14 protein-coding genes are annotated in these 26,286 nt (G+C 63.3%); 8 read left to right on the plus strand and 6 right to left on the minus strand.

All coding sequences use genetic code 11. The features are described 5' to 3' along the window. Position 1: 1 nt before the first annotated feature. On the minus strand, positions 2–14,038 hold the full coding sequence (locus AC3WP7_RS20480; RefSeq protein ID WP_102593099.1) for a non-ribosomal peptide synthase/polyketide synthase: 14,037 nt from the start codon (positions 14,036–14,038) through the stop codon (positions 2–4). A 209-nt stretch (positions 14,039–14,247) separates the two neighbouring features. Between AC3WP7_RS20480 and AC3WP7_RS20485 the strand changes: the two genes are divergently transcribed. Then, positions 14,248–14,499, plus strand: coding sequence for a type II toxin-antitoxin system HicA family toxin (locus tag AC3WP7_RS20485; protein WP_102593098.1), 252 nt, complete (start codon positions 14,248–14,250; stop codon positions 14,497–14,499). After that, on the plus strand, positions 14,496–14,861 hold the full coding sequence (locus tag AC3WP7_RS20490) for a type II toxin-antitoxin system HicB family antitoxin (protein ID WP_092245743.1): 366 nt from the start codon (positions 14,496–14,498) through the stop codon (positions 14,859–14,861). The genes AC3WP7_RS20485 and AC3WP7_RS20490 overlap by 4 nt, the downstream gene beginning before the upstream one ends. Here AC3WP7_RS20490 and AC3WP7_RS20495 read toward each other — a convergent pair whose 3' ends face one another. The 5 genes from AC3WP7_RS20495 to AC3WP7_RS20515 all read right to left on the minus strand — a co-directional run bounded on the left by AC3WP7_RS20495 (position 14,862) and on the right by AC3WP7_RS20515 (position 20,639). Beyond that, positions 14,862–16,034, minus strand: a complete 1,173-nt coding sequence (locus AC3WP7_RS20495; RefSeq protein WP_102650452.1) for an MFS transporter — start codon at positions 16,032–16,034, stop codon at positions 14,862–14,864. Positions 16,035–16,074: 40 nt separating this feature from the next. Next, positions 16,075–17,430: an MATE family efflux transporter gene (locus tag AC3WP7_RS20500; RefSeq protein WP_092245748.1), complete on the minus strand. Its 1,356-nt coding sequence runs from the start codon at positions 17,428–17,430 to the stop codon at positions 16,075–16,077. Between the two features lie 25 nt (positions 17,431–17,455). After that, positions 17,456–18,028, minus strand: coding sequence for a DUF2239 family protein (locus AC3WP7_RS20505; protein WP_092245751.1), 573 nt, complete (start codon positions 18,026–18,028; stop codon positions 17,456–17,458). A 358-nt stretch (positions 18,029–18,386) separates the two neighbouring features. After that, positions 18,387–19,316, minus strand: coding sequence for a hypothetical protein (locus tag AC3WP7_RS20510; protein WP_156682183.1), 930 nt, complete (start codon positions 19,314–19,316; stop codon positions 18,387–18,389). A gap of 492 nt (positions 19,317–19,808) precedes the next feature. Continuing rightward, positions 19,809–20,639, minus strand: a complete 831-nt coding sequence (locus AC3WP7_RS20515) for an IclR family transcriptional regulator (RefSeq protein WP_092245763.1) — start codon at positions 20,637–20,639, stop codon at positions 19,809–19,811. Between the two features lie 242 nt (positions 20,640–20,881). On the opposite strand from AC3WP7_RS20515, the gene AC3WP7_RS20520 reads away from it, so the two are divergent. From AC3WP7_RS20520 to AC3WP7_RS20545, 6 genes are read left to right on the plus strand one after another with little or no spacing between them, the layout of a single operon-like run. Continuing rightward, positions 20,882–21,910, plus strand: a complete 1,029-nt coding sequence (locus tag AC3WP7_RS20520) for an ABC transporter ATP-binding protein (protein WP_092245766.1) — start codon at positions 20,882–20,884, stop codon at positions 21,908–21,910. Then, positions 21,907–22,752, plus strand: a complete 846-nt coding sequence (locus AC3WP7_RS20525) for an ABC transporter permease (RefSeq protein WP_093126735.1) — start codon at positions 21,907–21,909, stop codon at positions 22,750–22,752. The genes AC3WP7_RS20520 and AC3WP7_RS20525 overlap by 4 nt, the downstream gene beginning before the upstream one ends. Before the next feature lie 4 nt (positions 22,753–22,756). Beyond that, positions 22,757–23,551 carry an ABC transporter permease gene (locus AC3WP7_RS20530; RefSeq protein WP_102592833.1) on the plus strand — a complete coding sequence of 265 codons (795 nt, stop codon included), beginning with the start codon at positions 22,757–22,759 and terminating at the stop codon, positions 23,549–23,551. Then, positions 23,551–23,841 (plus strand): (2Fe-2S)-binding protein, encoded by a 291-nt coding sequence (locus tag AC3WP7_RS20535; RefSeq protein ID WP_093126731.1) that lies wholly within the window; start codon positions 23,551–23,553, stop codon positions 23,839–23,841. Before AC3WP7_RS20530 ends, AC3WP7_RS20535 begins: the two co-directional genes overlap by 1 nt. Then, entirely contained in the window at positions 23,838–25,181 is a 1,344-nt protein-coding gene (locus AC3WP7_RS20540; protein WP_102592834.1) for an FAD/NAD(P)-dependent oxidoreductase, read from the plus strand. The genes AC3WP7_RS20535 and AC3WP7_RS20540 overlap by 4 nt, the downstream gene beginning before the upstream one ends. Next, positions 25,178–26,275: an NAD(P)/FAD-dependent oxidoreductase gene (locus AC3WP7_RS20545; RefSeq protein WP_093528735.1), complete on the plus strand. Its 1,098-nt coding sequence runs from the start codon at positions 25,178–25,180 to the stop codon at positions 26,273–26,275. The genes AC3WP7_RS20540 and AC3WP7_RS20545 overlap by 4 nt, the downstream gene beginning before the upstream one ends. Positions 26,276–26,286: the final 11 nt, after the last annotated feature.

The following is a 26,286-nucleotide window of genomic DNA, read 5'->3' on the forward strand; positions in this document are numbered from 1 at the left end:
GTCAAATCGCCTCTAGTTCGCTCAAAAAGTCACGAAGATCATCAAAGTCTTCCGCGCTGCCGGCGCGGAAGGTGGCGGCGGCCTGCACATAGGCACGCAGCGTTTCGGTCTGGAACACTTCCACCAGCGGCACTTCCAGGCCCAGTTCGGCCTGGACCCGCGAGGTGATCTGGATCGCCAGCAGGGAATGGCCGCCCACTTCAAAGAAGTTGTCGTTCAGACCCACTTGCGGCAGACGCAGGACATCGGCCCAGATCGCGGCGATCTGTTGTTCCAGCTCGGTTTCGGGAGCCACATACGCCTGTTGCAGCAGGCTCGCATCCGGCTCGGGCAGGCCCTTGCGGTCGAGCTTGCCGTTGGGGGTCAGCGGCATTTGCGCCAGGAACATGAAGTGTGTCGGCACCATGTAGTCCGGCAGGCGGGTTTTCAGGGCGCGGCGCAGGGTGTCGCGGAACTCGGCTTCATCGGCCAGGTGGGTGTCTGTCGGTACCACGTAGGCGACCAGTTGTTTGCCGGTCGGGCCTTCATGGGCCACCACCACGGTTTCACCGACATTGTCCTGCTCGCGCAGGCGCGCTTCGATCTCGCCAAGCTCGATACGAAAGCCACGGATTTTCACCTGATGGTCGACACGGCCGAGGTAGTCCACCACGCCATCCGGGCGGCCACGGGTCAGGTCGCCGCTGCGATACATACGGCTGCCGGGCTTGCCGAACGGGTCCGGTACGAAGCGCTCGGCGGTCAGGGCCGGACGCTCCAGGTAACCCCGGGCCACGCCCTCGCCGCCCAGATACAGCTCACCGGCCACACCGATGGGTTGCAGGTTGAGTTGCGCATCCAGCACGTAGCCGCTGCGATTACCCAACAGTGTGCCGATGGGGGCATAGACGGCGCCGCACGGGTCGCCCTTGCGCGCTTTCCACAGCAATGGCGTGACCACGGTTTCCGTCGGGCCGTAGCCGTTGAACAGATAGGTCGGCTTGAGTGCGCGCCAGGCCAGGTCGTAGCTGGCTTGCGCCACGGCATCGCCACCGAAGCAGTACACGCGCACCTTCGGTGGGTTGCCGTCACGCTCGGCATGCTCGGCCAACTGTTGCAGGTACACCGGTGGGAACACCGCCATGGTCACGTTGTGGCGGTGCATTTGCTGGTAGGTGTATTCCGGCAGCCACAGGCTATCGTCGCGGATCAACACACTGGCGCCGTTGATCAGCGGGTGCATCCAGCCTTCATGGGAGCCGTCGAAGGCGAACGACATGAAGTGCAGTTCGCAGTCGGCGGGCGAGGTTTCATAACGCTCGCCGGTGGCGATGATATGGGCTACCAGTGGACCGTGAGATACCGCCACGCCCTTGGGCAGACCCGTGGAACCGGATGTATAGATCACATAGGCGAGGTTGTCGCCGTCCAGTTTCACATCAGGCGCCGTGTCGCTGTAACCGGACCATTCCTCGGTGCGATCAATCGCCAGGCTGTCCAGACCCTCGGGAATCGGCAGTTGCTGCAAGGCACTGCTATGAGTCAGCAGCAACTGGGCACGGCTGTCCTGCATCATGTACAGCAGGCGGTCACGCGGGTATTCGATATCCAGCGGCACATAGACGCCACCGGCCTTCATCACCGCCAGGAACGCCACCATGATTTCGGCACTGCGCGGAATGGCAATCGCCACGCGCACTTCCGGGCCGACGCCACGGGCGATCAGCGCATGGGCCAGGCGGTTGGCCTGGCGGTCCAGTTCGCCATAGCTCAGGGTCTGTGCGTCGAATTTCACGGCGACTGCATCCGGGTTTTCCCGGGCGCGGTCGGCCACCAACTGGTGAACCAGGCGTTCGGCCGAGAAGCCGGCATCGGTCTGGTTCCACAATTGCAGGATGTGCTGTTGCTCATCCTCGCCCAGCAGGTTGAGTTGGCTGATGGGTTGCTGTTGATCGGCAACCATCGCCTGCAACAGGTTCTGCCAGTGGCCGGCCATGCGCTCGATCGTGGCTGGGGCAAACAGATCAGTGGCATAACTCAGGGACGCACGCAGCGTCGCCTGGCTTTCCTCCACATCCAGCGCCAGGTCGAACTGCGCCACACCTTCATCCCAACCCAGCACCTCGACATCCAGTTCGGCGAGGCGTTGCAAGTGATTGGCGGCCGAGGTCACGCGATGGTTGAACAGCACCTGGAACAGCGGGCTCAGGCTCATGCTGCGCTCGGGTTGCAGGGCTTCTACCAGTTGCTCGAACGGCAGGTCCTGGTGGGCCTGGGCCTCCAGGGAACGCTGGCGTGCCTGTTGCAGCAGTTGCACGACGCTCATCTGCCCGTGGATATCGGCCTTGAGTACCTGGGTGTTGACGAAGAAGCCGATCAGCCCTTCGGTTTCCAGGCGATTGCGGTTGGCAATCGGCACGCCGACACGCACGTCTTCCTGGCCACTGTAGCGGTGCAGCAACGCCTGGTAGGACGCCAGCAGTACCATCGGCAACGTCACACCGGCGGCTTGCGCCAAGCGGCGCAAACCGGCCAGAAGCTGCGGTTGCAACTCAATGCCCAGGCGGGCGCCACGGTGGCTTTGTACCGCGGGGCGCAGGTAGTCGAAAGGCAACTCCAGCACCGGCTGCATGCCACCCAACTGGGCCTGCCAGTACGCCAGTTGGCGGGCCTTCTCGCCGGCCTCCATCCAGTTGCGCTGCCACAGGGAGTAGTCGGCGTACTGGATCGGCAAGGCTGGCAAGTCTGGCACGTGGCCTTGGCTGAAGGCGGCGTACAGCTGCACCAGTTCCTCGACCATCAGTTGCATCGACCAGCCATCGGAGACGATGTGGTGCTGCACCAGCACCAGTACGTGCTCATCAACAGCCAGGCGCAGCAACCTGGCCCGCAACAGCGGCCCGCGCAGCAGGTCGAATGGCTGCGCAACCACTTCTGCGACCCGCGCCTTGAGGCTGTCTTCTTCGGTGTCGAGCAGGCTGATCTCGATCAGGCCCGAGTCTTCAATCACCTGAACTGCGCCGCCAGCGTCCTGGCGCACATAGGTGCGCAGGCTTTCATGGCGTGCCAGCAAGGTGTCGAAACTGCATTGCAGCGCGGCCAGGTCAAGCGGCCCTTTCAAACGTAATGCGCTGGGGATGTGATACGCCGTGCTTTGCGGGTCCAGTTGCCAAAGGAACCATTGCCGCTCCTGGGCATAGGACAACGGCAGCGGTTGATTGCGGTCAGCCTTGAGCAACGCGGGCGCAACCACGCCCTCCTCGCCCAGCGCCTGAACGAAATCCTCCAACCGCGGGTGTTCGAACAGAGTCTTGAGCGCCACTTCCAGCGCCAGCACCTGCCGAACCCGCGAGACAACACGGGTGGCCAGCAGCGAATGCCCGCCGAGTTCGAAGAAGTGATCGTCAAGGCCGACCTGCGGCAGCTCCAGCACCTCGGCCCAGATCGCCGCGACCTGCTGTTCACGCAGTGTCACTGGCGCTACATGGCCTTTGCTCAATCGTGCCACGTCCACCGCAGGCAACGCCTTGCGGTCGAGCTTGCCGTTGGGGGTCAGGGGCAGGCTATCGAGGAACACCAGGTGCGCCGGCACCATGTAGTCCGGCAGGCGCTCGCGCAGGGCCGCCCTGTAGACTTCTGGCGTGTCGGGTGCGGAACTGACCAGGTAGGCGATCAAGCGGTCGTTGTCGGCCAGGACCACGGCTTCGCGTATACCGGCCTGCTCGCGCAGGCAGGCTTCGATTTCACCCAGTTCGATGCGGAACCCACGTACCTTGACCTGATGGTCGACCCGGCCTATGTACTCCACCACACCGTCGGCGCGGTAGCGGGCCAGGTCGCCCGTGCGGTACAGGCGTTCGCCCGGCGCACCATAAGGGTTAGGCACAAAACGCTCGGCGGTCAGCGCCGGGCGCTCGTGGTAACCGCGCGCCAGGCCGACGCCGCCGATCAGCAACTCACTGGCCGCGCCTACCGGGCTCGGGGTCAAGCCCGCATTGAGGATGAACAACGCGGTATTGGCGATAGGCCGCCCGACAAAAGGCTGGGCCTCGTGCAGACGATGGGCAGCGGACCAGATAGTGGTTTCAGTCGGGCCATAGAGGTTCCACAGCGGGCCTTGCAGGTCGAGAAGGCGCTGGGCCAGGTCCGACGGCAGTGCTTCGCCGCCACACAGGCTTTTGATACCGCGCAGCCGTTGGGCGCGCGGGCTTTCCAGCAGCATGCGCCAGGTCGACGGTGTGGCTTGCAGCACGTTGGCCGATTGGCTGTGGACCAGATCGATGATCGCTTCCGGGTCGAGGGCCAGCTCCTGGCCGCTCAGCAGTACCGTGGCACCCACCATCAGGGGCACGTACAGCTCCAAGGCGAAGATATCGAACGAGAAGGTGGTCAGCGACAACACGCGGGCGTCAGCACCGATGTCCAGGGTGCCGGCCATGCCGCAGGTGAAGCTGCACAGCGCCTGGTGGCGCACCATCACACCCTTGGGCTTGCCGGTGGAACCGGAGGTATAGATCACATAGGCCAGGTGTTCCGGCGTGACCTCGACCTGCGGGTTGTGCTCCGCAGCGTCGGCGGCGTCGACCATCAATACCTGCACACCGTGCGGGTGCGCCAGGCGCCCTATCAGGTGTGGCTGGGTCAGCAGGACCCGTGCACGGCTGTCGTCGAGCATGAACGCCAGGCGATCCGCCGGGAATTGCGGGTCGAGGGGCACATAGGCGCCACCGGCCTTGAGAGTCGCCAGCAGGCCGACCACCATATCCAGGGAGCGCTCGACATGCACCGCCACCAATACGTCCGGCCCCACACCTGCCGCAATCAGGCGATGGGCCAGACGGTTGGCGCGGCGGTTGAGTTCGCCGTAGCTCAGGGTTTGGCCATTGAATTGCACCGCGAGGGCTTGCGGCTGTGCCACGGCCTGGGCTTCGAACAATTGGTGCACGCAGCGTTCGCGGGGGTAGTCGACAGCGCTGTCGTTCCACGTTTCGACCATCTGCTGCCATTGCGGCGCGCTGAGCATCGTCAGTTCATCCACAGCCTGGGACGCGTCCTGCACCACCGCGTGCAACAGGTTTTGCCAATGCTCGGCCAGGCGATCCAGGGTAGCGGCGTCGAACAGATCGGTGGCGTAGGTCAGAGAGGCCCACAGGCCTGCGGCAGACTCCTCCGTCTCGAGATTCAAGTCGAACTGGGTGCTGTGCCCTGCCCAATCCAGCGCTTGCAGGTCCAGGCCGGGTAACTGCAGCGGGGTGGCGCGCAGGCGGTCCTGATGATTGAACATCACCTGGAACAGCGGGTTATGGCTGAGGCTACGCTCCGGTTGCAGGGCCTCCACCAGTTGCTCGAACGGCAGGTCCTGATGGGCCTGGGCTTCGAGGGCACGCTGCTTGACCTGGACGAGCAATTGGTCGAACGCCATCTGCCCGTGCACGTCGGCCTGCAGCACCTGGGTGTTGACGAAGAAGCCGACCAGGCGCTCGGTTTCGAGGCGATTGCGGTTGGCGATCGGCACACCGACCCGGATTCGGGATTGCCCGCTGTAGCGATGCAGCAAGGCCTGGAACGACGCCAGCAGCAGCACAAACAAGGTTACGTCCTGACGCTGGGCCAGGGCCTTGAGCCCGGCGACCAACGCGCTGTCCAGGTGCACCTGGCGGCGTGCGCCGCGATGGCTTTGCACTGCCGGCCGAGGGTGGTCCAGGGGCAGTTCCAGCACGGCATGCTCGGTGCCCAGGCGCAGGCGCCAGTAGTCGAGTTGACGTTGTTGCTCACCGGCCGCCATCCAGTCCCGTTGCCACTGGGCATAATCGGCGTACTGGATGAGCTGCGCCGGCAGTTGAGCCTGGCCCTGATACAGCGCCACCAACTCATCGACCATTACCTGCATCGACCAACCGTCGGAGATGATGTGGTGCTGGGTGATCACCAGTACGTGGTGCTCGGCCTCGATCTGAAGCAATTTAACGCGCATCAGCGGGCCATTGATCAAGTCGAACGGGCGCTGGATCTCCTGCGCCACGGCAGGCTCGATCGCCGAGACCTCGACCTGTTGGTGTTCGATCGGCAGCGCAAGGCTCGGGTGAATCCGTTGCCAGGTGTGCTCGCCCTCTTCCACAAAGGTGGTGCGCAACGGTTCATGGCGTTGCACCAGGGCCTGGAACGCCTGTTCCAGCGCCGCGACGTCCAGACGGCCACGCAGGTGCAGCGCGCTCGGCACGTGGTAGGCGGCGCTGGACGGGTCCAGTTGCCAGAGGAACCATTGGCGCTCCTGGGCGAACGACAGCGCCAACGGCCGATCACGCGTCAGCGCCACCAGAGGCCGTGCAGTGCTGGCCTGCAACCCAGCACAAGCATCGGCGAACGCCTCCAGCGTCGGTTGTTCGAACAGCGCCCGCAACGGCACTTCCAGTTGCAGTGCGTGGCGCACCCGCGAAATGACTTGGGTCGCCAGCAACGAATGACCGCCACGTTCGAAGAAGTGGTCATTGAGCCCCACCTGATCCACTTGCAACACCGCTTGCCAGATGGCGGCCAAGCGCGTTTGCAGCGGGGTTTGCGGCGCCCGGTAAGCCTGGCGCGCCTGGTTCAGGTCCGGTGCCGGCAGTGCGCGACGGTCAAGCTTGCCATTGTTGTTCAACGGCAAGGCGTCGAGGACAACCCAGTGCCCCGGCACCATGTAATCCGGCAAGGACTGGCGCAAGGTGGCCGCCAATGCCGGGGAGTCCACGCTTTGCCCGTTGGCGGCGACCACATATGCCACCAATTGCGTGCCCGTCGCGCTCGATTGTGCGATGACAGCCGCTTCACGCAACGATGGCAAGGCTTGCAAGCTGGCTTCGATCTCGCCCATTTCCACGCGGAAACCGCGAATTTTCACTTGATGGTCGATACGACCGACGTACTCCAGCGCACCCGCCTCGTTGTAACGGGCCAGGTCGCCACTGCGGTAGAGCCGTGCACCCGGCACGGCGGAGAACGGGTCCGGCAGGAAGCGCTCGGCGGTCAACGCCGGGCGGTCAAAATAGCGTTGTGCCAGGCCGTGCTCGGCGCCGATGCACAACTCGCCCACACCCTCGGTGGCGAGCAATTCGAAACTACTGTCCAGCACATACAACGAGCGACCGTCGATGGCCCGGCCAATCGGCACACCAAACGCATCGCTGGCATCCACCAATTGGCAGTCATGCACGCTGGACACCACGGTGGCCTCGGTGGGCCCGTAGGTGTTGACCAAGCGCACGTCACCCAACCCGGCGGCGTACCAAGCGCGCAGCCCTTCCACCGACATCGCCTCGCCGCCGACATGCACCTGACGCAGGTTGCCCAGGGTGCGCTGGTCGAGGGCGCACTCCTTGGCGAGCAAATACCAGTAGGCGGCGGGCAGGTCGGCGAGGGTCACGCCCTGCTCGACGATTTCCCGCGCCAATTGCCCGGCATCCCATAGCTCATCGCCGCGCATGACCAACGCTGCGCCCACACACAGCGGCGGGTAGCATTGCTCGACAAAGCCGTCGAAGCTGAACGTGGCAAATTGCAGCACGCGATCCGCCGCGTTCAACCGGCTATAGGCCTCGGCGCTGTCGCAGAACTGGCCGAGGGCGGCATGGTCGATGGCCACACCCTTGGGCAGCCCGGTGGAGCCCGAGGTGTAGATCACATAGGCCAGGTCGGCAGCGGCGGCATGGTTGATTGGATTGGTCGACGGGTAGCCTGCCAGTTCTTCGCCGGACGCGGTGAAACTCTCGCGCGCCAGCCCTTGGGGCAACGGCAGGTCGGCCAGCAGCCCGGTTTCGCTGAGCAGCAGGTCGAGCCGGCTGTCTGTCAGCATGTAGGCCAGGCGTTCGGCGGGGTAGTTCGGGTCCAGCGGCACATAGGCGGCGCCACTTTTGAGCACCGCCAGCAGGCTGACGATCAACTGCGGACCACGTCGTGCCGCCAGGCCGACGCGCTGGCCTGGGCCAACGCCCAGTTCCAGCAGGCGATGGGCAAGCCGGTTGGCGCGAGCATTGAGCTGGGCGTAGCTCAGGCGTGCCTCACCCGCCTGCACGGCCATCGCGTCGGGTGTGGCGCTGGCCTGGGCGGCTATACGCTCGTGCACGCGCAGGTGACGCTGGGCCTGGCTGGGCGACTGGCTGAGGGCAAGCATGTCGCGCCGTGCGGCTTGGTCGAGCAGAAGCAGGTTGCCAATGGGCGCCTGGGCATCCGCGAGCATCTGCACCAGCAGGTGGTGCAGGTTGCGGCTTAATTGAGCGACCTGCCGAGCACTGAAGCACGCCTGGTCATAACCAAACTCCAGGCGCAGGCAACTGCCCAGCTCAATGCCCAGGGTCAGTGGATAATGGGTCAGCTCGTGGTTATGCAGGCGGCCGAACGTCAGGCCGGCAGGCGCTCCCTGCTTCAAGGCCTCGGCCACCGGGAAGTTTTCGAACACCAGCAAGGTATCGAACAGCGCGCTGCCCTGCTGTCCTGCCCATCCCTGGATGTCATAGAGCGGCACATGTTCATGGTCGCGCAGGCTCAGGTTGAGGGCTTGCAGCTCACTCAGCCAGTCGGCCACCGGCTGGGCCGGCGACGCTGCATTGATGATCGGCAGCGTGTTGATGAACAGGCCCAACTGCTGTTCGATCCCCGGCAATGGTGCCGAGCGTCCCGCGACGGTGGCACCAAAGGCCACGCAGTCCTGCCCGGTATAGCGTTGCAGCAGCACGCTCCATGCGCCTTGGAGCAAGGTGTTGAGGGTGACTTTGTGGTGGCGGGCAAACTCACCCAGGGCACGCGTGAAGTCGTCGCTCAGCACGACCTGATGGTCAGCCATGCCCTTGCCTTCGAACGGCACACGCAGCGCCTGCGCAAGCAGGGTTGGCGCTTGCAGCGGCGCCAGCGCAGACTTCCAGAACGCCTCGCCCGACGCTTGCTGTTGCAGCCAGCCCAGGTAATCGCGGAACTGCCCCTGCGGCACCGGCACGTTTTGCCCGGCGTAATGGGCGATCACTTCGCCGAGCAACTGGGCGTTACTCCAGCCGTCCATGAGGATGTGGTGGCTGGTGAAGATCAGGTGCCAGGCACCGCCGGCACCGCGCACCAGCATCAGGCGAAACAGCGGCGCAGCATTCAGCGCAAATCCCTTCTCGCGTTCGGCAGCGGCGAATGCATCAAAATCAGCATCGACATCTTCGATCACTTGCAACTGCACATCGACATGACGCTGAATCACTTGATGGGCACTGTCCAGGCCGAGCCAGTGGAAGCTGCTGCGCAGGATGTCATGGCGATCCAGCGCGGCTTGCCAGGCACGGCCGAATGCGAGCAAGTCCAGGCCTTCAATGTCCAGGCGCAACTGGTTGATGTAAGCCTCGGCCTCGGGCGCATACAGGGTATGGAACAACATACCCTGCTGCATCGGCGACAACGGATAGAGATCGGCAATCGCCGGCCCCGCGATGGGCAAGGCGTCCAGTTGCTGCTGGGTCAGGCGCGCCAGGGGGAAGTCCGAAGGCGTGACCTGCCCCGCCGGCGTGGCGCAGCAGTGTTCAATCAAGGCCTGGAGTTCAGCGGCATAGTCATCCGCCAGGCGTTGGACGGTCGCCACCTCGAACATCTCACGACTGAACCCCCACCGCAGGGCAAGCTCACCGCCGTACACCTGCCCTTCCACCGTCAGCCAGTTGGCCAGCGGTGCCTCGGGGTCCTGGGCCTGTCCGCTGCCCTGGTCAGCCGGAACGAACAGCGCCGCCTCGTTGAATTGGCGGTCGAACTGCCCCAAGTAGTTGAAGGTGATGCGCGGCACGGCCTGTTTGGACAAGGCCTCACGCGCCTCGGGTGCGCCGAGGTAGCGCAGCAGGCCATAGCCGATACCTTTGTGCGGCACCGCACGCAGTTGCTCCTTCACCGACTTGATCGCAGCCGACAGCTCACCCTCGGCTTGCAGGCGCACCGGGAACAGGCTGGTAAACCAACCCACGGTGCGGCTCAGGTCGAGCGTGTCGAACAGGTCTTCGCGACCATGGCCTTCCAGCTGGATAAGTGCGGCAGGTTGCTCGCTCCAGCGGCTGATGACCCGCGCCAACGCAGTCAGCAGCAGGTCGTTGACCTGGGTGCGGTAGGCCGCCGGAGCGTCTTGCAGCAGTTGGCGGGTGTGGTCGGCGCTGAGGCGGATTTCGAGTGTACTGCCCAGGCGATTTTGCAGGCCGCCCTGGGGGTTGTCGCACGGCAGGTCAGCGCTTGCGGTCTGTGCCTGCCAATACGGCAGTTGCGCGTCCAGCGTCTGCGCGTGGGCCTGCAACTGCTGCGCCCACTGCTGGTAGGCGCTGGTCTTGGCCGGCAATGCGGCGTTGACGTAGGCCTGTTGCAGGTCTTCGAGCAGGATACGCCACGATACGCCGTCCACTGCCAGGTGATGCACCACCAGCAACAGGCGCTGGGTGCGGTCGGCCATCATTGCCAGGACCGCACGCAGCAGCGGACCCTGTTCAAGATCAAGGCTGCGTTGAGCCTCGTCGCACAGTGCGGCCAACTCAGCCTCGCCGGCGACCTGGGACTGCCATAACGAAGCCGATGCAACCGGCTCGGCGTGGGCCTGGCGCCAACCGTCCGCCTGCAGCACAAAACGCAGGCGCAGGGCATCGTGGTGGTTGATCAAGCGGGTCAAGGCGGCCTCTAGGCGCACGGGCTCCAGCGCCTCACGCGGAGTCAGCAGCAACGACTGGTTCCAGTGCTGGCGCGCCGGGATCGCCTGCTCGAAAAAGCTGTGTTGCACTGGCGTGAGGAACACCTCGCCGGTGACCGGCCCCTGGTCGATGAGGGTCGCCTGCTCGAAGGTCGCCACCAGCGCCAGGCTGCGCACGCTCTGGTACTGGAACAGGTCCCGCGGGCTCAGGCGAATGCCCGCCTGGCGCGCACGGCTGACTACCTGGATGGAGATGATCGAATCGCCACCCAGTTCGAAGAAATTGTCTTCCAGGCCGACGTGTTCCACACCGAGCACATCGCTCCAGATTGCTGCCAGGGCTTTTTGCACGTCGCTTTCCGGGGCGACATAAGCCTGCTGGGGCGCAGCATCCGGCAATGGCAAGGCCTTGCGGTCGAGCTTGCCGTTGGCGGTCACCGGCAGCCTGGCCAGGTGCACCAGATGGGTCGGCACCATGTATTCCGGGAGGCTTTCGAGCAGCCAGGCCTTGAGGTCGGCCGGCGTTTCGTCGGCCAGTACCAGGTAGGCCACCAGTTGCTTGCCGCCTTGCACCAGCACCACGGCTTCGCGCACCGAAGGGTGTTGCATCAGGCGCGTTTCGATTTCGCCCAGCTCGATACGCAGGCCACGCAGCTTGACCTGATGATCGAGGCGACCCAGGTATTCGATCACCCCATCGGCACGCTGGCGCACGCGGTCACCAGTGCGATACAGACGCACACCGTCACCGAACGGGCTTGGCACGAAACGTTCGGCGGTCAGTGCCGGGCGCCGGTGGTAACTGCGTGCCAGGCCGGCGCCGCCCAGGTACAGCTCACCGCTGACGCCCGCAGGCACCGGGTTGAGCTGGGCATCGAGCACGTACGTAGCGAGGTTGGCGATGGGTCGACCGATGGGCACGCTGTCGGCGCCTTCGTCGACGCAGGTCCAGTGGGTCACGTCGATGGCAGCTTCGGTCGGGCCGTAGAGGTTGAACAGGCTGGCCTGTGGCAATTTGGCGAATACTTGCAACTGCGCATCCAGCGGCAAGGCTTCACCGCTGCAGACAATGCGTCGCAGGCTGTTGCAGGCTTGCACCCCCGGTTCATGAATAAACGCCTGGAGCATCGATGGCACGAAGTGCAAGGTGGTGATGCAGTGCTGCCCGATGGTCTCGATCAACCGCGCCGGTTCGCGGTGTTCACCGGGCGCAGCGACGACCAGGCGGGCGCCGGTCATCAGCGGCCAGAAGAACTCCCACACCGAGACGTCGAAACTGAACGGGGTTTTCTGCAGCACCGCATCGCTGGCGTCCAGGCCGTAGGCCTGCTGCATCCAGCACAAACGGTTGACCAACGCACGGTGGCTGTTGCCGGCACCCTTGGGCTTGCCCGTTGAGCCGGAGGTGTAGATCACGTAGGCCAGGTTCAGCGCCTGCAGGTCGACGCGTGGCGACTGACGGCTGTAACCGTCGAGCCAGCTCGCAGGCTGGTCCAGGGCAATCACCTGGATGCCCTCGGTGGGCAGCAATGGCAACAGGTCGCGCTGGCTGAGCAGCAACTGGATGCCGCTGTCTTCGATCATGTAGGCCAGGCGTTCCCGTGGGTATTCAGGGTCCAACGGGACATAGGCGCCGCCAGCCTTGAGAATCGCGAGCAGGCCGACCACCATTTCGATGGAGCGCTCGACGCAGATCCCCACCAGCGCGTCAGGGCCGACGCCCTGCTCGCGCAAGGCATGGGCCAGTTGGTTAGCACGCGCATCGAGCTGGGCGTAGGTCAGCATGGTCGCACCGAACACCAGCGCCGGCGCATCCGGCGTGGCCTGCGCCTGGTCTTCGATCAGGTGATGAATACCGCGCTCGGTCGGGTACGCCTCGGCGGTCTGGTTCCACCCGTGGACCAGCACCTGTTGCTCATCCGCCGCCAACATCGGCAATTCACCGATGCGCTGTTCATCGTCGGCCACCATGGCCTGCAACAGGCTGAGCCAATGCCCGGCCATGCGCTCGATGGTTGGCGCGTCGAACAGGTCGTTGGCGTAGGTCAACGCGGCATGCAGGGTGCCGGATTTTTCATAGGTGTCGAGGGTCAGGTCGAACTGGGTGGTGCGGCCTTGCCACTCCACCAGGGCCAGTTCCAGGCCGGAGGCGGTGCTAACGCTGGCAATGTCGGCCACTACCGGCTGGTGGTTGTACATCACCTGGAACAGCGGCGTATGGCTCAGGCTGCGTTCTACCTTGAGGGCTTCCACCAGGCGTTCGAAGGGCAATTCCTGATGGGCCTGGGCACCGAGGGCGTGCTCCTTGATGCTGTGTAGCAGCTCAGTGATGCGGGTTTGCCCGGTCAGCTCGGTGCGCAAGACCTGGGTATTGACGAAGAAGCCTATCAACCCTTCGACTTCAGTGCGGTTGCGGTTGGCGATCGGCACGCCGACGCGGATATCGTGCTGCCCGGTGTAGCGATGCAGCAACACGTTGAAAGCACCGAGCAACAGCATGAACAGGGTGACGTTGTGTTTTTGCGCGCAACTACGCAACTGTATGGCCAGCTCAGGTTCAATCATGAAGGTGTGGCGCGTGCCCTGGTAGCTCGGCATCGCCGGACGCGGGCGGTCGGTGGGCAGCTCCAGCACCGGGTGCTCATCACCCAGGCGTGCTTGCCAGTAATCCAGTTGGCGCGTCTGCTCCCCCGCTTCCAGCCAGCGGCGCTGCCACAGGGCGTAGTCGCTGTACTGGATCGGCAAGGCCGGCAGTTGCGGGGTTTCGTTGCGCTCGTGGGCGTCGTAGCAGCGGATGAACTCGTCGATCAGCACATTCATCGACCAGCCATCGGAGACGATGTGGTGCAGGGTCAACAGCAGCACGTGTTCCTGCGCGTCGAGCTTGAGCAATTGCACGCGCAGCAACGGACCGTTTTCCAGGTCGAACGACAGCAGCGATTGACGGGTCGCGGCCTCGTTGACGGCCTGTTCGCGCTCGGCGGCGACCAGGTGGCTAAGGTCCAGGTGCTCGACGGTCAACGACGTGTCTGCCGGCACCTGCATCAGGCGCTCGTCCGCCTGGCGCTGGAATACTGTGCGCAGGGTTTCGTGGCGCGCGACCAGGCTGGCAAAGGCCTGCTCCAACGCGCCGAGGCTCAACGCCCCCTTGAGCCGTACCGCTCCCGGCAGATTATAGGCGCCGCTGGCCGGGTCCAATTGCCAAAGAAACCACATGCGTTGCTGCGCGTAGGACAACGCTTGGCGATCCTCCACTTCCACCCCCGCCGGAATGGGGAACCGGGAAAAATCCACGCCTTCTTTCTGCAGGGCCTGCAGGAACAATTGGCGTTTTTCCAGGGGCAACCCGATAAACCGGCGAGCAAGTTTCAAGGAGTCTTCAGCATTCATTTCTTGGAGTCCGGAGCAGTAGGCAGGAAGCACAAAGGCACGTCGTCCCTATAAAACGAACCGGAGAGGGAAAAATTAGCGGGGGATGGGAGGCGCGGCGCACAGTGTCATCAAGGGTTACATCAATCTCGGGAAGACCACCCGAACAGCAGCTAGCATTGACGAACACTACTTTTTGCAACTACATTTAGTTACACGCAGGGAACGCCGTGTCCAAAAATGAAAAGCTGCTGACCAAACTGCTCAACGAGCAAATGACATTTACCTGGCCCGAGCTCTTCACGCTGCTGCGACGACTGGGCTACACGCAGATTGAAGGGGCTGGAAGCCGCGTCAAATTCGACATCGGCGACCCCAGTGCAATGATCACCTTGCACAAGCCTCACCCTGGCAACGAGTTGAAACACTACATTCGGCGCCAGATCATCGAACAATTGAAATCAGGAGAGCTGATTCAGTGAACAACCAACTGAAACACAACGGCTACATCGGCTCCATCGAAGCCAGCCTCGAAGACAACTGCCTGTTCGGCAAGGTCTTGTTCATCAAGGCGCTGGTGAGCTACGAAGGGAAAACCGTCGCCGAACTGGATAAGGCCTTTCGGGAGGCGGTGGATGATTACCTCGCCACCTGCCAGACCCTGGGGCATGCACCAGAGAAACCTTGCAAAGGTTCCTTCAACGTCCGGGTCGGCCATGATCTGCATCTTGCTGCCGCCCTTGAGGCGACGCGCAAGAAAGTGACGCTCAACGACCTGACGCGCCAGGCGTTGAACGAGTTTCTGCAGCATCACAGCGCAGACGCTTGCCCTGCGATCAACTGATCATCCCAGCCGCCGATACCCCGACACCGCAGCCCCCAACACGACCGCCCCCGCCGCCAGCGCCACCCAGAACCCGCTGGTGGCGCCAAAGTGATCGATCATCCACCCGGAGCTGGCCGCGCCTATGGCCACGCCGATGCTGAGGCCGGTGATCAGCCAGGTCATGCCCTCGGTCAGTCGGCTGGCGGGCACGACCTGTTCCACCAGGGCCATGGACACAATCAGGGTGGGGGCAAAGAACAGCCCGGAGACAAAGACCGCCACCGCCAGCCCTGCGATGTTGGTCACCAGCAGCAACGGCAAAGTGGTCAACGCCGTGGCGATGCCGCACAACAGGAACTGCCGGGGCAACGGCGCCTTGAGCTTGAGGGTGCCGAACGCCAGCCCCGCCAGGCACGAACCGATGGCGTACACCGACAGCACGATACTGGCAGCCGCCGGCTGGCCTTGATGCTGGGCAAAGGCGACACTGACCACATCTACCACGCCTACGATCACACCCATGGCCAGCAGGAGCATCATCAGGATCAGCACCGAGGGCGAGGCGATCAGCCAGCGACCGTGATGCCCGTGATGCGCGTGCACCGGCGGCTCGGTCTCACGCTGCAACACAAAGGTGGTGACGCCCACCGCCAGCAACAGCGCAGCCACCAGCGGCCCGGCTTCCGGGAACAGCACCACGCACAAACCCACCGAGATCGGCGGGCCGATGATAAAACACACCTCATCCAGCACCGACTCCAGGGCAAATGCGGTCTGCAACTTGGGCTGGCCTCGGTACAACTCGGTCCAGCGCGCCCGCACCATGGCCGACATGTTGGGCATGCAACCGGCCAGGGCGGCGAACAGGAACAACGTCCAGTTCGGTGCCTGCAAGCGGATGCACAGCAGCAACATCAGCAACGCCCCGCCGCCGATCAAAGCGGCAACCGGCAACACCCGCCCTTGGCTGTAGCGGTCCACCAGCCTGGATACCTGCGGCGCGCAAAACGCAGTGGCCAGGGCAAATACCGCCGCCACCGAGCCCGCCAGTCCGTAACCGCCGTGCACCTGCGAGAGCATGGTGATCAAGCCGATCCCCGTCATCGAGACCGGCATGCGCGCCAGCATCCCCGCCAGTACAAAAGCCCGGGCGCCAGGGACCTGGAACAATTCGGCGTAAGGGTTTGCCATGGCTCAGAAACCTTCTGTCCTTAAGGTGCGCAACCTTTTATCACACCAACCGCTTGATCTGCTTGTGTCGCCACACCAGCCGATAATACGCAGTCTGCAACGCCAGCATGACCAGGTAGGTCACCGGAAATGCCATCCACACCCCTTCCAGGCCGAAGTGGGCGTTGAGCAGGTACGCCATCGGCAGTTCCACGCAGAGCACGCAGAAGATCGAGATCGCCACCGGCATCAACACCACGCCGCTTGCGCGCATGATTCCGCCCACCACCGCCTGGAAGCCAAACACCAGGATGCTCCACAACATGATGTGCAGCAGGTGCTCGGCCTTGACCCGCGCCGCGTCGTCGGTGATGAACAAGCCGAGCAACCAATGGGACAACAGGTAGCCGAGCACGATCAGCCCTCCGGTGAGGCAGGTGTTGATCAGCAAACCGGTGCGCAGGATCGGCCCGATGCGCTCCAGGCGCCCGGCACCAATCGCCTGGGCGCCAAGGATCGATGCGGTGATGGCAATCGACAGCGCCGGGAATTGCACATAGTTGACGATCTGCGTTACCGCGCCATAGGCCGCGGTGGCCTGGGAGCCATGGCCGTTGACCAGGGCGAGGATGACCAATTCCGACAGCGACAACACCACCATCTGCAAGCCCGTAGGCAAGCCGATGCGCAGGACTTTGCCGAGAATGACCCGATCCAGGCGCAGGGCCGCCAGCAGTTCGCGATCCGGCGCCATCACATGATGCTTATGCCGCAGGCGCAGGATCAAAAACAGCATCGCCGCAGCGTTGCCCACCAACCCGGCGTAGACCGCACTCTGGATACCCAAGGGCGGCAGGCCGATCCAGCCGCGGATCAGCGCCGGTGTCAGCAGCAGGCCCACCAGGGTCGAAACCATCAGCGCGAGCAACGGCGAGATCGTGTCGCTGACACCACGCAGCAATTGGGTGTAGAGGATAAAGACCAGCAGCAGCGGCATGATCAACATCATCATCTGCGCATAGCCCACCGCATCGTCGAGTACATCCACCGGCGTGCCGAGCGCGTGCAAGGCCGGGCGCGCAAACAGGCTGCCGAGCACCGCAGCGATCACCCCCACCAACGCCCCCAGAGTCAGTGTGGCGCCGGTGATCACCTTGACCAACGCGGTTTCCTGTGCGCCCCAGGCCTGGCCGATCAGTACCGAGGCGCCCGCCCCCAGGCCGATCACCAGGGCGATAAAAAAGAACACGATGGGAAACATCCCAGATACCGCCGCCAGCGCCTGGGTGCCGAGCATCTGCCCGACGTAGATACCGTTGAGGGTGCCGGAAAAGCTTTGCAGGAAGTTGGACAGCACCATCGGTGCCAGAAAGATCAGGTAGATCTGCCACAACGGCCGTTGCTGGGTGACTTCCATGAGGGTTCGGATCCAGGAGTTGTTATCAGACAGGGAACGCGTCGCGCGACAGCCAGGCCAGGTAGGCCTGCACGTCTACCGGCCAGTGCGCGATCTTGCGGGAAAAGTCCGCCGCATCAAAGGCAAATAACGCGCGCGAGGCGTCTTCGAAACCGGGCAGGTCACCGCCGACGGCACTCATGAACCGATAGCCGGCTTCCTTGGCCTGGCGTATCCGGTCACGGGAAGCATGGGCAGTGCGCGCTTCATCCACCAGCCGGCGCAACGCCGCCGAAGCACCGCCGCGTTGCTGGCCCAGCCATTCCCAATGACGCGGCAACAGCGTGACTTCCCGCGCGACCACCCCCAGCTTCGGGCGCCCGACCGAGGGGGGAGCGGGAGGCTCGTCAGTCATGTCGACCTGGGCAGGTGGTTCGGGCGCATAGCCCTCAGGCCAGGGAAAGTCGACCTGGTTGCCGGTGGCATCGTCGAAGACCAGGAAGCTGCCCGCGGGCTGGTCAAGCTCGGCGAGCGTCGTGGCGACGTCGGCATAGGAACCTGCCGCCACACGTTGGTGGCGAACAAAGGCTGTGCAAGCAGGAAGGGGGTGCGTAGGCATGGTTATTACCCGGGTGATATGTGTTTTACCCGGATCATATTAGCCAAAGTTTTACCAGATGCAAGGTTATTGTCGTATGGGTCAGAGGTTGTCGCGCTTCATTTGCAGGGTCAGGTGAAACGGCATGCTGGATAGACCGTTTCCGACACCGCAATCAGCCCGCCATCCTCATCACGATACTGGCGGATGATTTGATAGCGACAGTGCTGAATCCGCTGCTGGGTTATGACTGTGTGGCGCAAATTACCCGAAAGACGGCGGTGCAGTTGGGACTGATCACCGCCGAAGAGTATGAGCGACAGGTACAGCCGGAAAGAATGATCAGCCCCGACTGGTCACGGAATGTGGCGGCCCACAATCAACCACGCGACGAATGCGCTTGTTTTTCTTTTATTACGTATTCGAGATTGACCCAATTAAACCTTCCATCTTCTGCGCCTCTATTGCCTTTGCCATCAGTGCCAATATCGAGCTCCTTCATCAGGCCCGGGCGCTTGAGAAGTTCAGCCGCGAGTTCAGACATATCTGTCGGTGGGCTCTTTTCAGCCTCACGCTTTAAACTATCGAAGCTGATGTAGTTATCCGCACCCCAGTACTGTTTGAACTTTTCCTCAAGGGCCTGAAGCAGGTCAACATCACTCATTTTTTTATAGCTTGGCGCTGCATCCCGCTCGGATACCCTTCCAATAGTGTCGCGCCCGATTTTCCCGTCAGGAATGTCAGCATTATGGTCGGAATCCAGTTTGCTATTGAGCCCCGGCCGACTGATGATTTCCTTGGCCAACAGGGTCATTCGGTCATCCACAGGGTTATCAGTCAAAGGACGATTTGCAACTTCACGAAGCGATTTCTGAGTGATCTTGCCATGCTCGTTTGGCTTGAAGTAATCAAAGTTATTACCCAACTCCGTCGTTAAATCTGAGTCTTTGGCCTGTTTGAAATTATTTGCGACCTCAGCATTCTGCGGGCTCATGCCGCTCGCTGCCGGATAATAATTGCGTGCCCCATTGGCGCCATATCCATTTTCAAAACGACTGCGCTGCATGCCACCGTAATACCCCTCTTGCTGGCTCTGCATATCGCCGTAATAATTCACCGGCGCTCCTTGCATACCACCATAATTCCCTCCTGGCCCAACTCGCATGCCACCGTTATACGCATCCGGTCCACCCAGCATGTACGCTCCCTCCTGGTCTTCGTACTCAAAGACCACCGCCTGCGCATCACCCAGGCTGATCAGACCATCTTCATGGCCGCCATGGTTGATACCATCGAGTGACTCAAACATTCCTGGACGGCTAAGAACGTCCCTTGCCAGCTGTGTCATTCGATCGTGATACGGATCCCCGGTCGGTAGACGATTGGCAGCATGCTCAAGCGTTGCCCTCGTGACAAAACCAGATTCTCCCTGGAAATAAGGGAAGGCGTCGACAAAGGCCCGTGCAACTGTGGAAGGGGGAGGCAGCTGAGAGGTCCCCAGTAAGGTCCTCATTGCGGGCTCATTACCAAACCTGGCGCCCCTGTCCAACAGATTAGAGTAAGGGCAGGGACTTTGTATGAACGGGCCGAAAAGAGTAGTCATTGCAATACCTCAGATAGTTGATGCGAATAAGCCGACCAACGCGCCAGTTAGCATTAAGTCAACATCCATCTGTGGCAACATGTAAAAGGACAGTTCCATTAAACATGAACAAAAAAACTTACCTGCTGGATAACTAATTCGCACCCCTGTATATGCGCAGTACGACGGCCAGGTCGGTAGTGTTGACCGCCATCTGAACTACCTACCAAAGGTTTGTGAGGGCCTGCGTAACGTCGGATCAAACGGATTGATCCTGGGCCCGATCGCCGCCGCTTCGCGCTTGAGCAACTCCACCACCATCGGCAACCGGCCCGGCCCCAGGCGATCGCTGATGGTCGCCACACTGAGCGCCGCCACCGCGTGCCCGTCCCGATCGAGGATGGGCACGGCCAACCCGGCCATGCCTTCCAGCACCCCGGTATTGCGCGCCGCATACCCCAGGTTGCGCACGTTCTCCACTTCCGAGCGCAACAGCACTTCGTCATACAGGTGGAAGTCCTTGAGCCGTGGCAGGTTGTAGCGGATCACGGTTTCGCGCTCTTCCTCCGGCAGAAAGGCCAGGATCGCCAGGCTGCCCTGCCCCACCCCCAATGCCACGCGCCCGCCGATATCGCCAGTGAAGGTGCGGATCGGGTACGGGCCTTCGCTGCGGTCCAGACAGATCGCATCGAAGCCGCTGCGCGCCAGCAGGAACAGCGAGTCGCCCAATGACGCACTCAGGCGCAGCATGCTCGGGCGCACCAGGTCGCGCAGGTTGCCGGTCTTGCCCGCGTTCGCCGCCAGGGCAAAGAACTCCAGGCTCAGGCGATAGCGCTTGCTGCGTGCGTCCTGTTCGACCATGCCTTCGTCCATCAGGCTACGCAGCAGGCGGTGAGTAGTGGGCTGCGAGAGGCCGACCTGTTGCGCAAGTTGGGTGACGCGTTCGCCGCCCTCCGGCACTTTACCCAAGGTGCGCAATAGCGCGAACAGACGAGACACCCCGCCCGCCCCGACTTCTTTGCTACTTTCGTTTCGATTAGTGGAATCCATAACACTCAATCTCTTTGTAAATTCCGGTGAGTGAATAAATCTGAAAATAATAGTCCGTTCAGTGAAATTCCTTCTTCCGCCCATCCTAGTCTTCGTCCTAATCTGCGTCCACAGGGGCGAAATGAACAACAACCGGCAGCCGACTCAAGATCGAGCGCCAACGCACCGGCAACACCTCATTCGCATCTGCCCAAAACAAAAAAGCGCGTTTCGACGCGACTCAAAAAAGGTGGAACGCAGACATGGCATTTCTCCAACTCAACGCCTTGAGCAAACGCTACGGCGCCGTCGACGCGGTGGTCGCCACCGACCTTGCGGTGGAAAAAGGCGAGTTCGTTTCCCTGCTCGGCCCTTCGGGCTGCGGCAAGACCACCACCCTGCAAATGATCGCCGGCTTCGTCGACGTGAGCGGCGGGCAGATCCTGCTCGACGGCCGCGACATCACCCACGCCAAGCCGGCCAGCCGTGGCCTGGGCGTGGTGTTCCAGAGCTATGCGCTGTTCCCCCACATGAGCGTGCGCGACAACGTCGCCTTCGGCCTGAAGATGCGCAAAGTGCCGGCCGCAGAGATCGTCAGCAAGGTGAAAACCGTGCTGGAACTGGTGCGCCTGGCCCCCCACGCCGAGCGCTACCCACGGGAGTTGTCCGGCGGCCAGCGCCAACGCGTGGCCCTGGCGCGTGCGTTGGTGATCGAGCCGCCGGTGTTGCTGCTCGACGAGCCGCTGTCCAACCTCGACGCCAACCTGCGCGAAGAGATGCAGTTCGAGATCCGCCGCATCCAGTGCGCCGTCGGCATCACCACCTTGATGGTCACCCATGACCAGGCCGAAGCGCTGTCCATCAGCGACCGCGTGGTGGTGATGCAGGCCGGGCGCGTGACCCAGATCGACGCGCCGTACAAGCTCTACGAACACCCGCGCACGCGCTTCATCTCGGACTTCGTCGGCAAGGCCAACCTGCTGGCCGGCGATTACGACCCACTGGGAACGCCGCAAGTGCGGCATCAAGGCGGCGACGGCGAGCTGGTCCTGAGCCTGCGCCCGGAAAAAATCACCCTGGTGGACGCGGGGGCCGGTCGCCTGCAAGGCAAGGTGCTCGATCGTTACTTCTTTGGCAGCCAATGGCTGTACCGCGTCCACACCGACCTCGGCGAAATCACCGTGGTGCGCAGCAACGACGGTAGCGCGCCGCTGGGCTGCGGCGCGGCGGTGGGCCTGGACTGGCATGCGGACTTGCTACGCGTACTGGCAGCCGACGAGGTGCACGCATGAGTCGCGGTTACCTGCTCTCCTTGCCGGCGCTGGTGCTGTTTGCCGGGCTACTGATCCTGCCGCTGGGTCTGACCCTGGTCCTGTCGTTCAACGTGTTCGACTACCAGGTGGGCGTGAAGGCCGATGAATGGACCTTGGCCCATTACCTGTCATTGTTCAGCGACTCCTACTTCTACGAGATCTTCTGGCGCACCTTCTGGATCAGCGCGCTGGTGACCCTGCTTTGCGTGGTGATCGGTGTGCCCGAGGCCTACATCCTCAGCCGCATGGGTACGCCGTGGCGCTCGATCTTCCTGATCCTGATCCTCACGCCATTGCTGATTTCGGTGGTGGTGCGCGCCTTCGGCTGGAGCCTGCTCTTGGGCGCCGATGGTTTGGTGAATCAACTGATCCAACTGCTCGGCGGGCGCCCGGTGAAGCTGCTGTACACGCCCTTCGCGGTGATCATCGCGCTGGTGCACGTGATGTTGCCGTTCATGATCATCCCGGTGTGGACCTCCCTGCAAAAACTCGACGCGTCGGCTGAACAGGCCGCGTTATCGCTGGGGGCCAGCCAGGCCACAGTGATGCGCAGGATCGTGCTGCCGCAGGTCATGCCTGGCGTGCTGTCCGGCACGCTGATCGTGTTCGGCCTGGCCGCCAGTTCCTTTGCGATCCCCGGCCTGCTTGGCGGGCGCCGCCTGAAAATGGTCGCCACCGTGGTGTACGACCAATATCTCTCGGAACTCAACTGGCCCATGGGCGCGACCATCGCGGTGGTGCTGCTGTTGGTCAATCTGCTGATCATGCTGAGCTGGAACCGCATGGTCGAAGGCCGCTATAAAAAGTCCCTGGGGGTTTAAGCGCATGTCCAGAAACGGTCCTTTGGCCCTCGGTTTCCACGGCTTGGTGGTGCTGTTCATGATGGCGCCGCTGGTGGTGGTGTGCCTGGTGGCGTTCACCCTGGAAAACACCTTGAGCCTGCCCATCTCGGGCTTCTCCCTGCGCTGGTTTCGTGCGGTATTCGAGCGTGCGGATTTTATCCAGGCGTTCTATAACAGCCTGGTGCTGGCCTTCACTGCGGCAAGCCTGGCCACATTGATTGCGGTGCCGGCAGCGTTGGCGATCAGCCGGTATTCGTTTCCCGGGCGTAATTTTTTCAGTGCGTTGTTTTTGTCGCCGATCATCATCCCGCACCTGGTGCTGGGGGTGGCGATGCTGCGGTTGTTCGCGCTGATGGGGGTCAACGGCAGCTTTACCTGGCTGATGCTGGCCCACGTGGTGATCATCACGCCGTATGTGCTGCGCCTGGTGCTGGCGGCCGCCATCGGTATTGATCGCAGTGCCGAGCAGGCCGCCGAATCCCTCGGGGCCAGCCGCTTTACGCTGTTTCGCCAGATCACCCTGCCGATGATTCTGCCCGGTGTCGCTGGCGGCTGGTTGCTGGCGTTCATCAACAGTTTCGATGAGGTGACACTGTCGATCTTCGTCAGCTCGCCAGCCACGCAAACCCTGCCGGTGCGCATGTACGTGTACGCCACCGAGTCCATCGACCCGATGATGGCGGCGGTGTCGGCGCTGGTGATTGCGCTGACGGCGGCCACCATGATTCTGCTGGACCGGGTCTACGGCCTGGACCGCGTGCTGGTGGGGAAACATTGATGGCCCTGTTCAAACGCTTGGCCGAGACCGCGCGCCCTGCCCTGTCCTTCACCCTGGACGGCCAACCCGCCAGCGGCTTGCTCGGCGATACCCTGCTCACCGCCATGCTGACCTGCGCCGAGCACCTGCGCGGCAGTGACTTCAGCGCCGAGCGCCGCGCCGGTTTCTGCCTGATGGGCGCCTGCCAGGATTGCTGGGTGCGGCTTGAGGACGGTCGCCGCGTGCGCGCCTGCTCGACGCTGCTGGAAGAAGGCCAGGCGATCAGCCGCGACCCGGGGCGCCAGCCATGAAGCCGGTGGTGATTGTGGGCGCAGGCCCGGCCGGGATCAGCGCGGCGCGCACCCTGCTCGACCATGGCGTCACACCGTGCCTGATCGATGAAAACCTGCGCGGCGGCGGGCAGATCTATCGGCGGCAACCCTTGGGCTTTCAGCGCAGTGCCAGGCAGATCTATGGCTTTGAAGCGAGCAAGGCGCAAGCCGCGCACCGCACGATGGATGAGCTGGCGCCGCTGATCGACTATCGACCGCAAACCCTGGTGTGGAATGCCGAGGACGGTCGCCTGGACCTGCTCGACAACGGCCGTGCCGAGAGCGTCGACTACGCCAGGATCATTGTCGCGACCGGCGCCACCGACCGTATCCTGCCAGTACCGGGCTGGACCCTGCCCGGCGTGTACAGCCTGGGCGCGGCGCAGATCGCCTTGAAATACCAGGGCTGCGCCATCGGTGAGCGCGTGGCGTTCTGCGGCAGCGGGCCGTTGCTGTATCTGGTCGCCTACCAATACGCCAAGGCCGGAGCCAAGGTGGTGGCGGTACTCGACAGCGCGCCGTTCAGTGCGCAGTGCCGTGCGTTGCCGGCGCTGCTTGGGCAGCCACTGACCCTGGCCAAGGGCATGTATTACCGCGCCTGGCTGACGGCCCATGGGATTCCCGTGCATCAGGGTGCCACGCTGCAGAAAATCGACGGAGAACAGCGAGTCAGCGGTATTCGCTGGGATGACCATGTTTTGGCGTGCGATGCCGTCGCTTTCGCTCATGCCCTGCGCAGTGAAACCCAACTGGCGGACTTGCTCGGCTGTGAGTTCGCCTGGAACACCTTGAACCGTGCCTGGTTGCCGCAACGGGACAACGCCGGGCGCAGCAGCGTCAACGGTGTGTACCTGGCCGGCGACGGCGCAGGGATCATGGGCGCGGACGCCGCGAAGATGGCCGGTGAGCGTGCGGCACTGGCGGTGCTGGAAGATTCGGGCGCGGCGATTGATCAGCGCCGCCCCGCCGTATTGGAGCAGCAACTGGCGGGCATCCAGCGTTTTCGTCATGGGCTGGAAACCGCGTTCCCCTTCCCCGAGCAGTGGGCGGCCCAAGCGCCGGACGCATTGATGGTGTGCCGCTGCGAAGAAGTCAGCGCCGGCGAGATACGCGCGGTGGTGGATGAAGGCCACTGGGAGCTCAACCGGGTCAAGGCCCACTGTCGCGTTGGCATGGGTCGTTGCCAGGGCCGGATGTGTGGGCTGGCGGCGGCGGAAATCGTCGCCGAGCGCAGCGGTCGCGGGATTGAACAGGTGGGCCGCCTGCGCGGCCAGGCACCGATCAAGCCGCTGCCGTTTGGCGTGGAGGTGCAGCCATGATCGATGTGATCGTCCTCGGCGGCGGCATCGTCGGCGCCTCGGCAGCCTTGATGCTCGCGCAGAAAGGCCAGCGCGTTGCCCTGGTGGAGCGGGATTTCTGCGGTTCCCATTCCAGTGGCGTCAACTATGGCGGCGTGCGACGCCAGGGTCGGCCCCTGCACCAACTGCCGTTGTCACAGCGCGCCCATCAACTGTGGGCCGACTTGCCGGGGTTGATCGGCATCGACGGCGAATACGTGCGCTCCGGGCATTTGAAGCTGGCGCGCAGTCATGCCGACTTCGCCGCGTTGCAGGCGTATGCCGAGCAGACGCGCGGCTTTGGCCTGGGCCTGCAGTTGCTGGACTACGCCGAGTTGCGCGCACGCTTCCCCTGGGTCGGCGATATTGCCGTGGGCGCCTCGCTGTGCCCGGAAGACGGGCATGCCAATCCGCGTCTGGTATCTCCTGCCTTCGCCCGTGCCGCGCAGCGTTGTGGCGCCGCCGTGTACGAGCAGGCCGAGGTGATCCGCATCGAGCATGACAGCCGCCGGTTCCAGGTGCATTGCGCCAACGGCCTGCACCTGCAGGCAGCGTGGCTGCTCAACTGCGCCGGCGCCTGGGCCGGAAGCGTCGCCGCGCAGTTTGGCGAAGCGGTGCCGATCACCTCCGCGCACCCGGCGATGCTGGTCACCGAGCCGTTGCCGGTGGTGATGAACGTGAGTACCGGCGTTGAAGGCGGTGGGATTTATGCGCGCCAGGTCGCCCGGGGCAACTGCATCCTGGGCGGCGGTCGCGGCTTTGCCCTGGGCCCGTTGACCGCGCGCCCAGGGCAGGCGGCGGTGCTGGAGATCCTGCGCAACGCCGGCGAACTCTACCCCTTTCTCAAAGGTGCCCAGGCCATCCGCACCTGGAGCGGCACCGAAGGTTACCTCCCCGATCACGAACCGGTGATCGGCCCCAGCAGTACCCAACCGGGCTTGCTCCACGGTTTCGGCTTTGCCGGCGCCGGGTTCCAGCTCGGTCCCGCGGTCGGTGAAGCCCTGGCAGAGATCGTCTGCGCCGGGGCCAGCCGCCACCCCATCGAAGCGTTTTCCATCCGTCGTTTCCAAGCCTGAGAGGAAAAACA

The sequence above is a fragment of the Pseudomonas sp. FW305-3-2-15-C-LB1 genome (assembly GCF_058787615.1).

Coding starts and splice junctions, on each gene's coding strand:
- AC3WP7_RS20530 (WP_102592833.1), top strand. CDS start 22,757: ATGTCCAGAAACGGTCCTTTGGCCCTCGGTTTCCACGGCTTGGTGGTG.
- AC3WP7_RS20495 (WP_102650452.1), bottom strand. CDS start 16,034: ATGGCAAACCCTTACGCCGAATTGTTCCAGGTCCCTGGCGCCCGGGCT.
- AC3WP7_RS20500 (WP_092245748.1), bottom strand. CDS start 17,430: ATGGAAGTCACCCAGCAACGGCCGTTGTGGCAGATCTACCTGATCTTT.
- AC3WP7_RS20525 (WP_093126735.1), top strand. CDS start 21,907: ATGAGTCGCGGTTACCTGCTCTCCTTGCCGGCGCTGGTGCTGTTTGCC.
- AC3WP7_RS20520 (WP_092245766.1), top strand. CDS start 20,882: ATGGCATTTCTCCAACTCAACGCCTTGAGCAAACGCTACGGCGCCGTC.
- AC3WP7_RS20540 (WP_102592834.1), top strand. CDS start 23,838: ATGAAGCCGGTGGTGATTGTGGGCGCAGGCCCGGCCGGGATCAGCGCG.
- AC3WP7_RS20510 (WP_156682183.1), bottom strand. CDS start 19,316: ATGTTTGAGTCACTCGATGGTATCAACCATGGCGGCCATGAAGATGGT.
- AC3WP7_RS20545 (WP_093528735.1), top strand. CDS start 25,178: ATGATCGATGTGATCGTCCTCGGCGGCGGCATCGTCGGCGCCTCGGCA.
- AC3WP7_RS20515 (WP_092245763.1), bottom strand. CDS start 20,639: ATGGATTCCACTAATCGAAACGAAAGTAGCAAAGAAGTCGGGGCGGGC.
- AC3WP7_RS20480 (WP_102593099.1), bottom strand. CDS start 14,038: ATGAATGCTGAAGACTCCTTGAAACTTGCTCGCCGGTTTATCGGGTTG.
- AC3WP7_RS20535 (WP_093126731.1), top strand. CDS start 23,551: ATGGCCCTGTTCAAACGCTTGGCCGAGACCGCGCGCCCTGCCCTGTCC.
- AC3WP7_RS20505 (WP_092245751.1), bottom strand. CDS start 18,028: ATGCCTACGCACCCCCTTCCTGCTTGCACAGCCTTTGTTCGCCACCAA.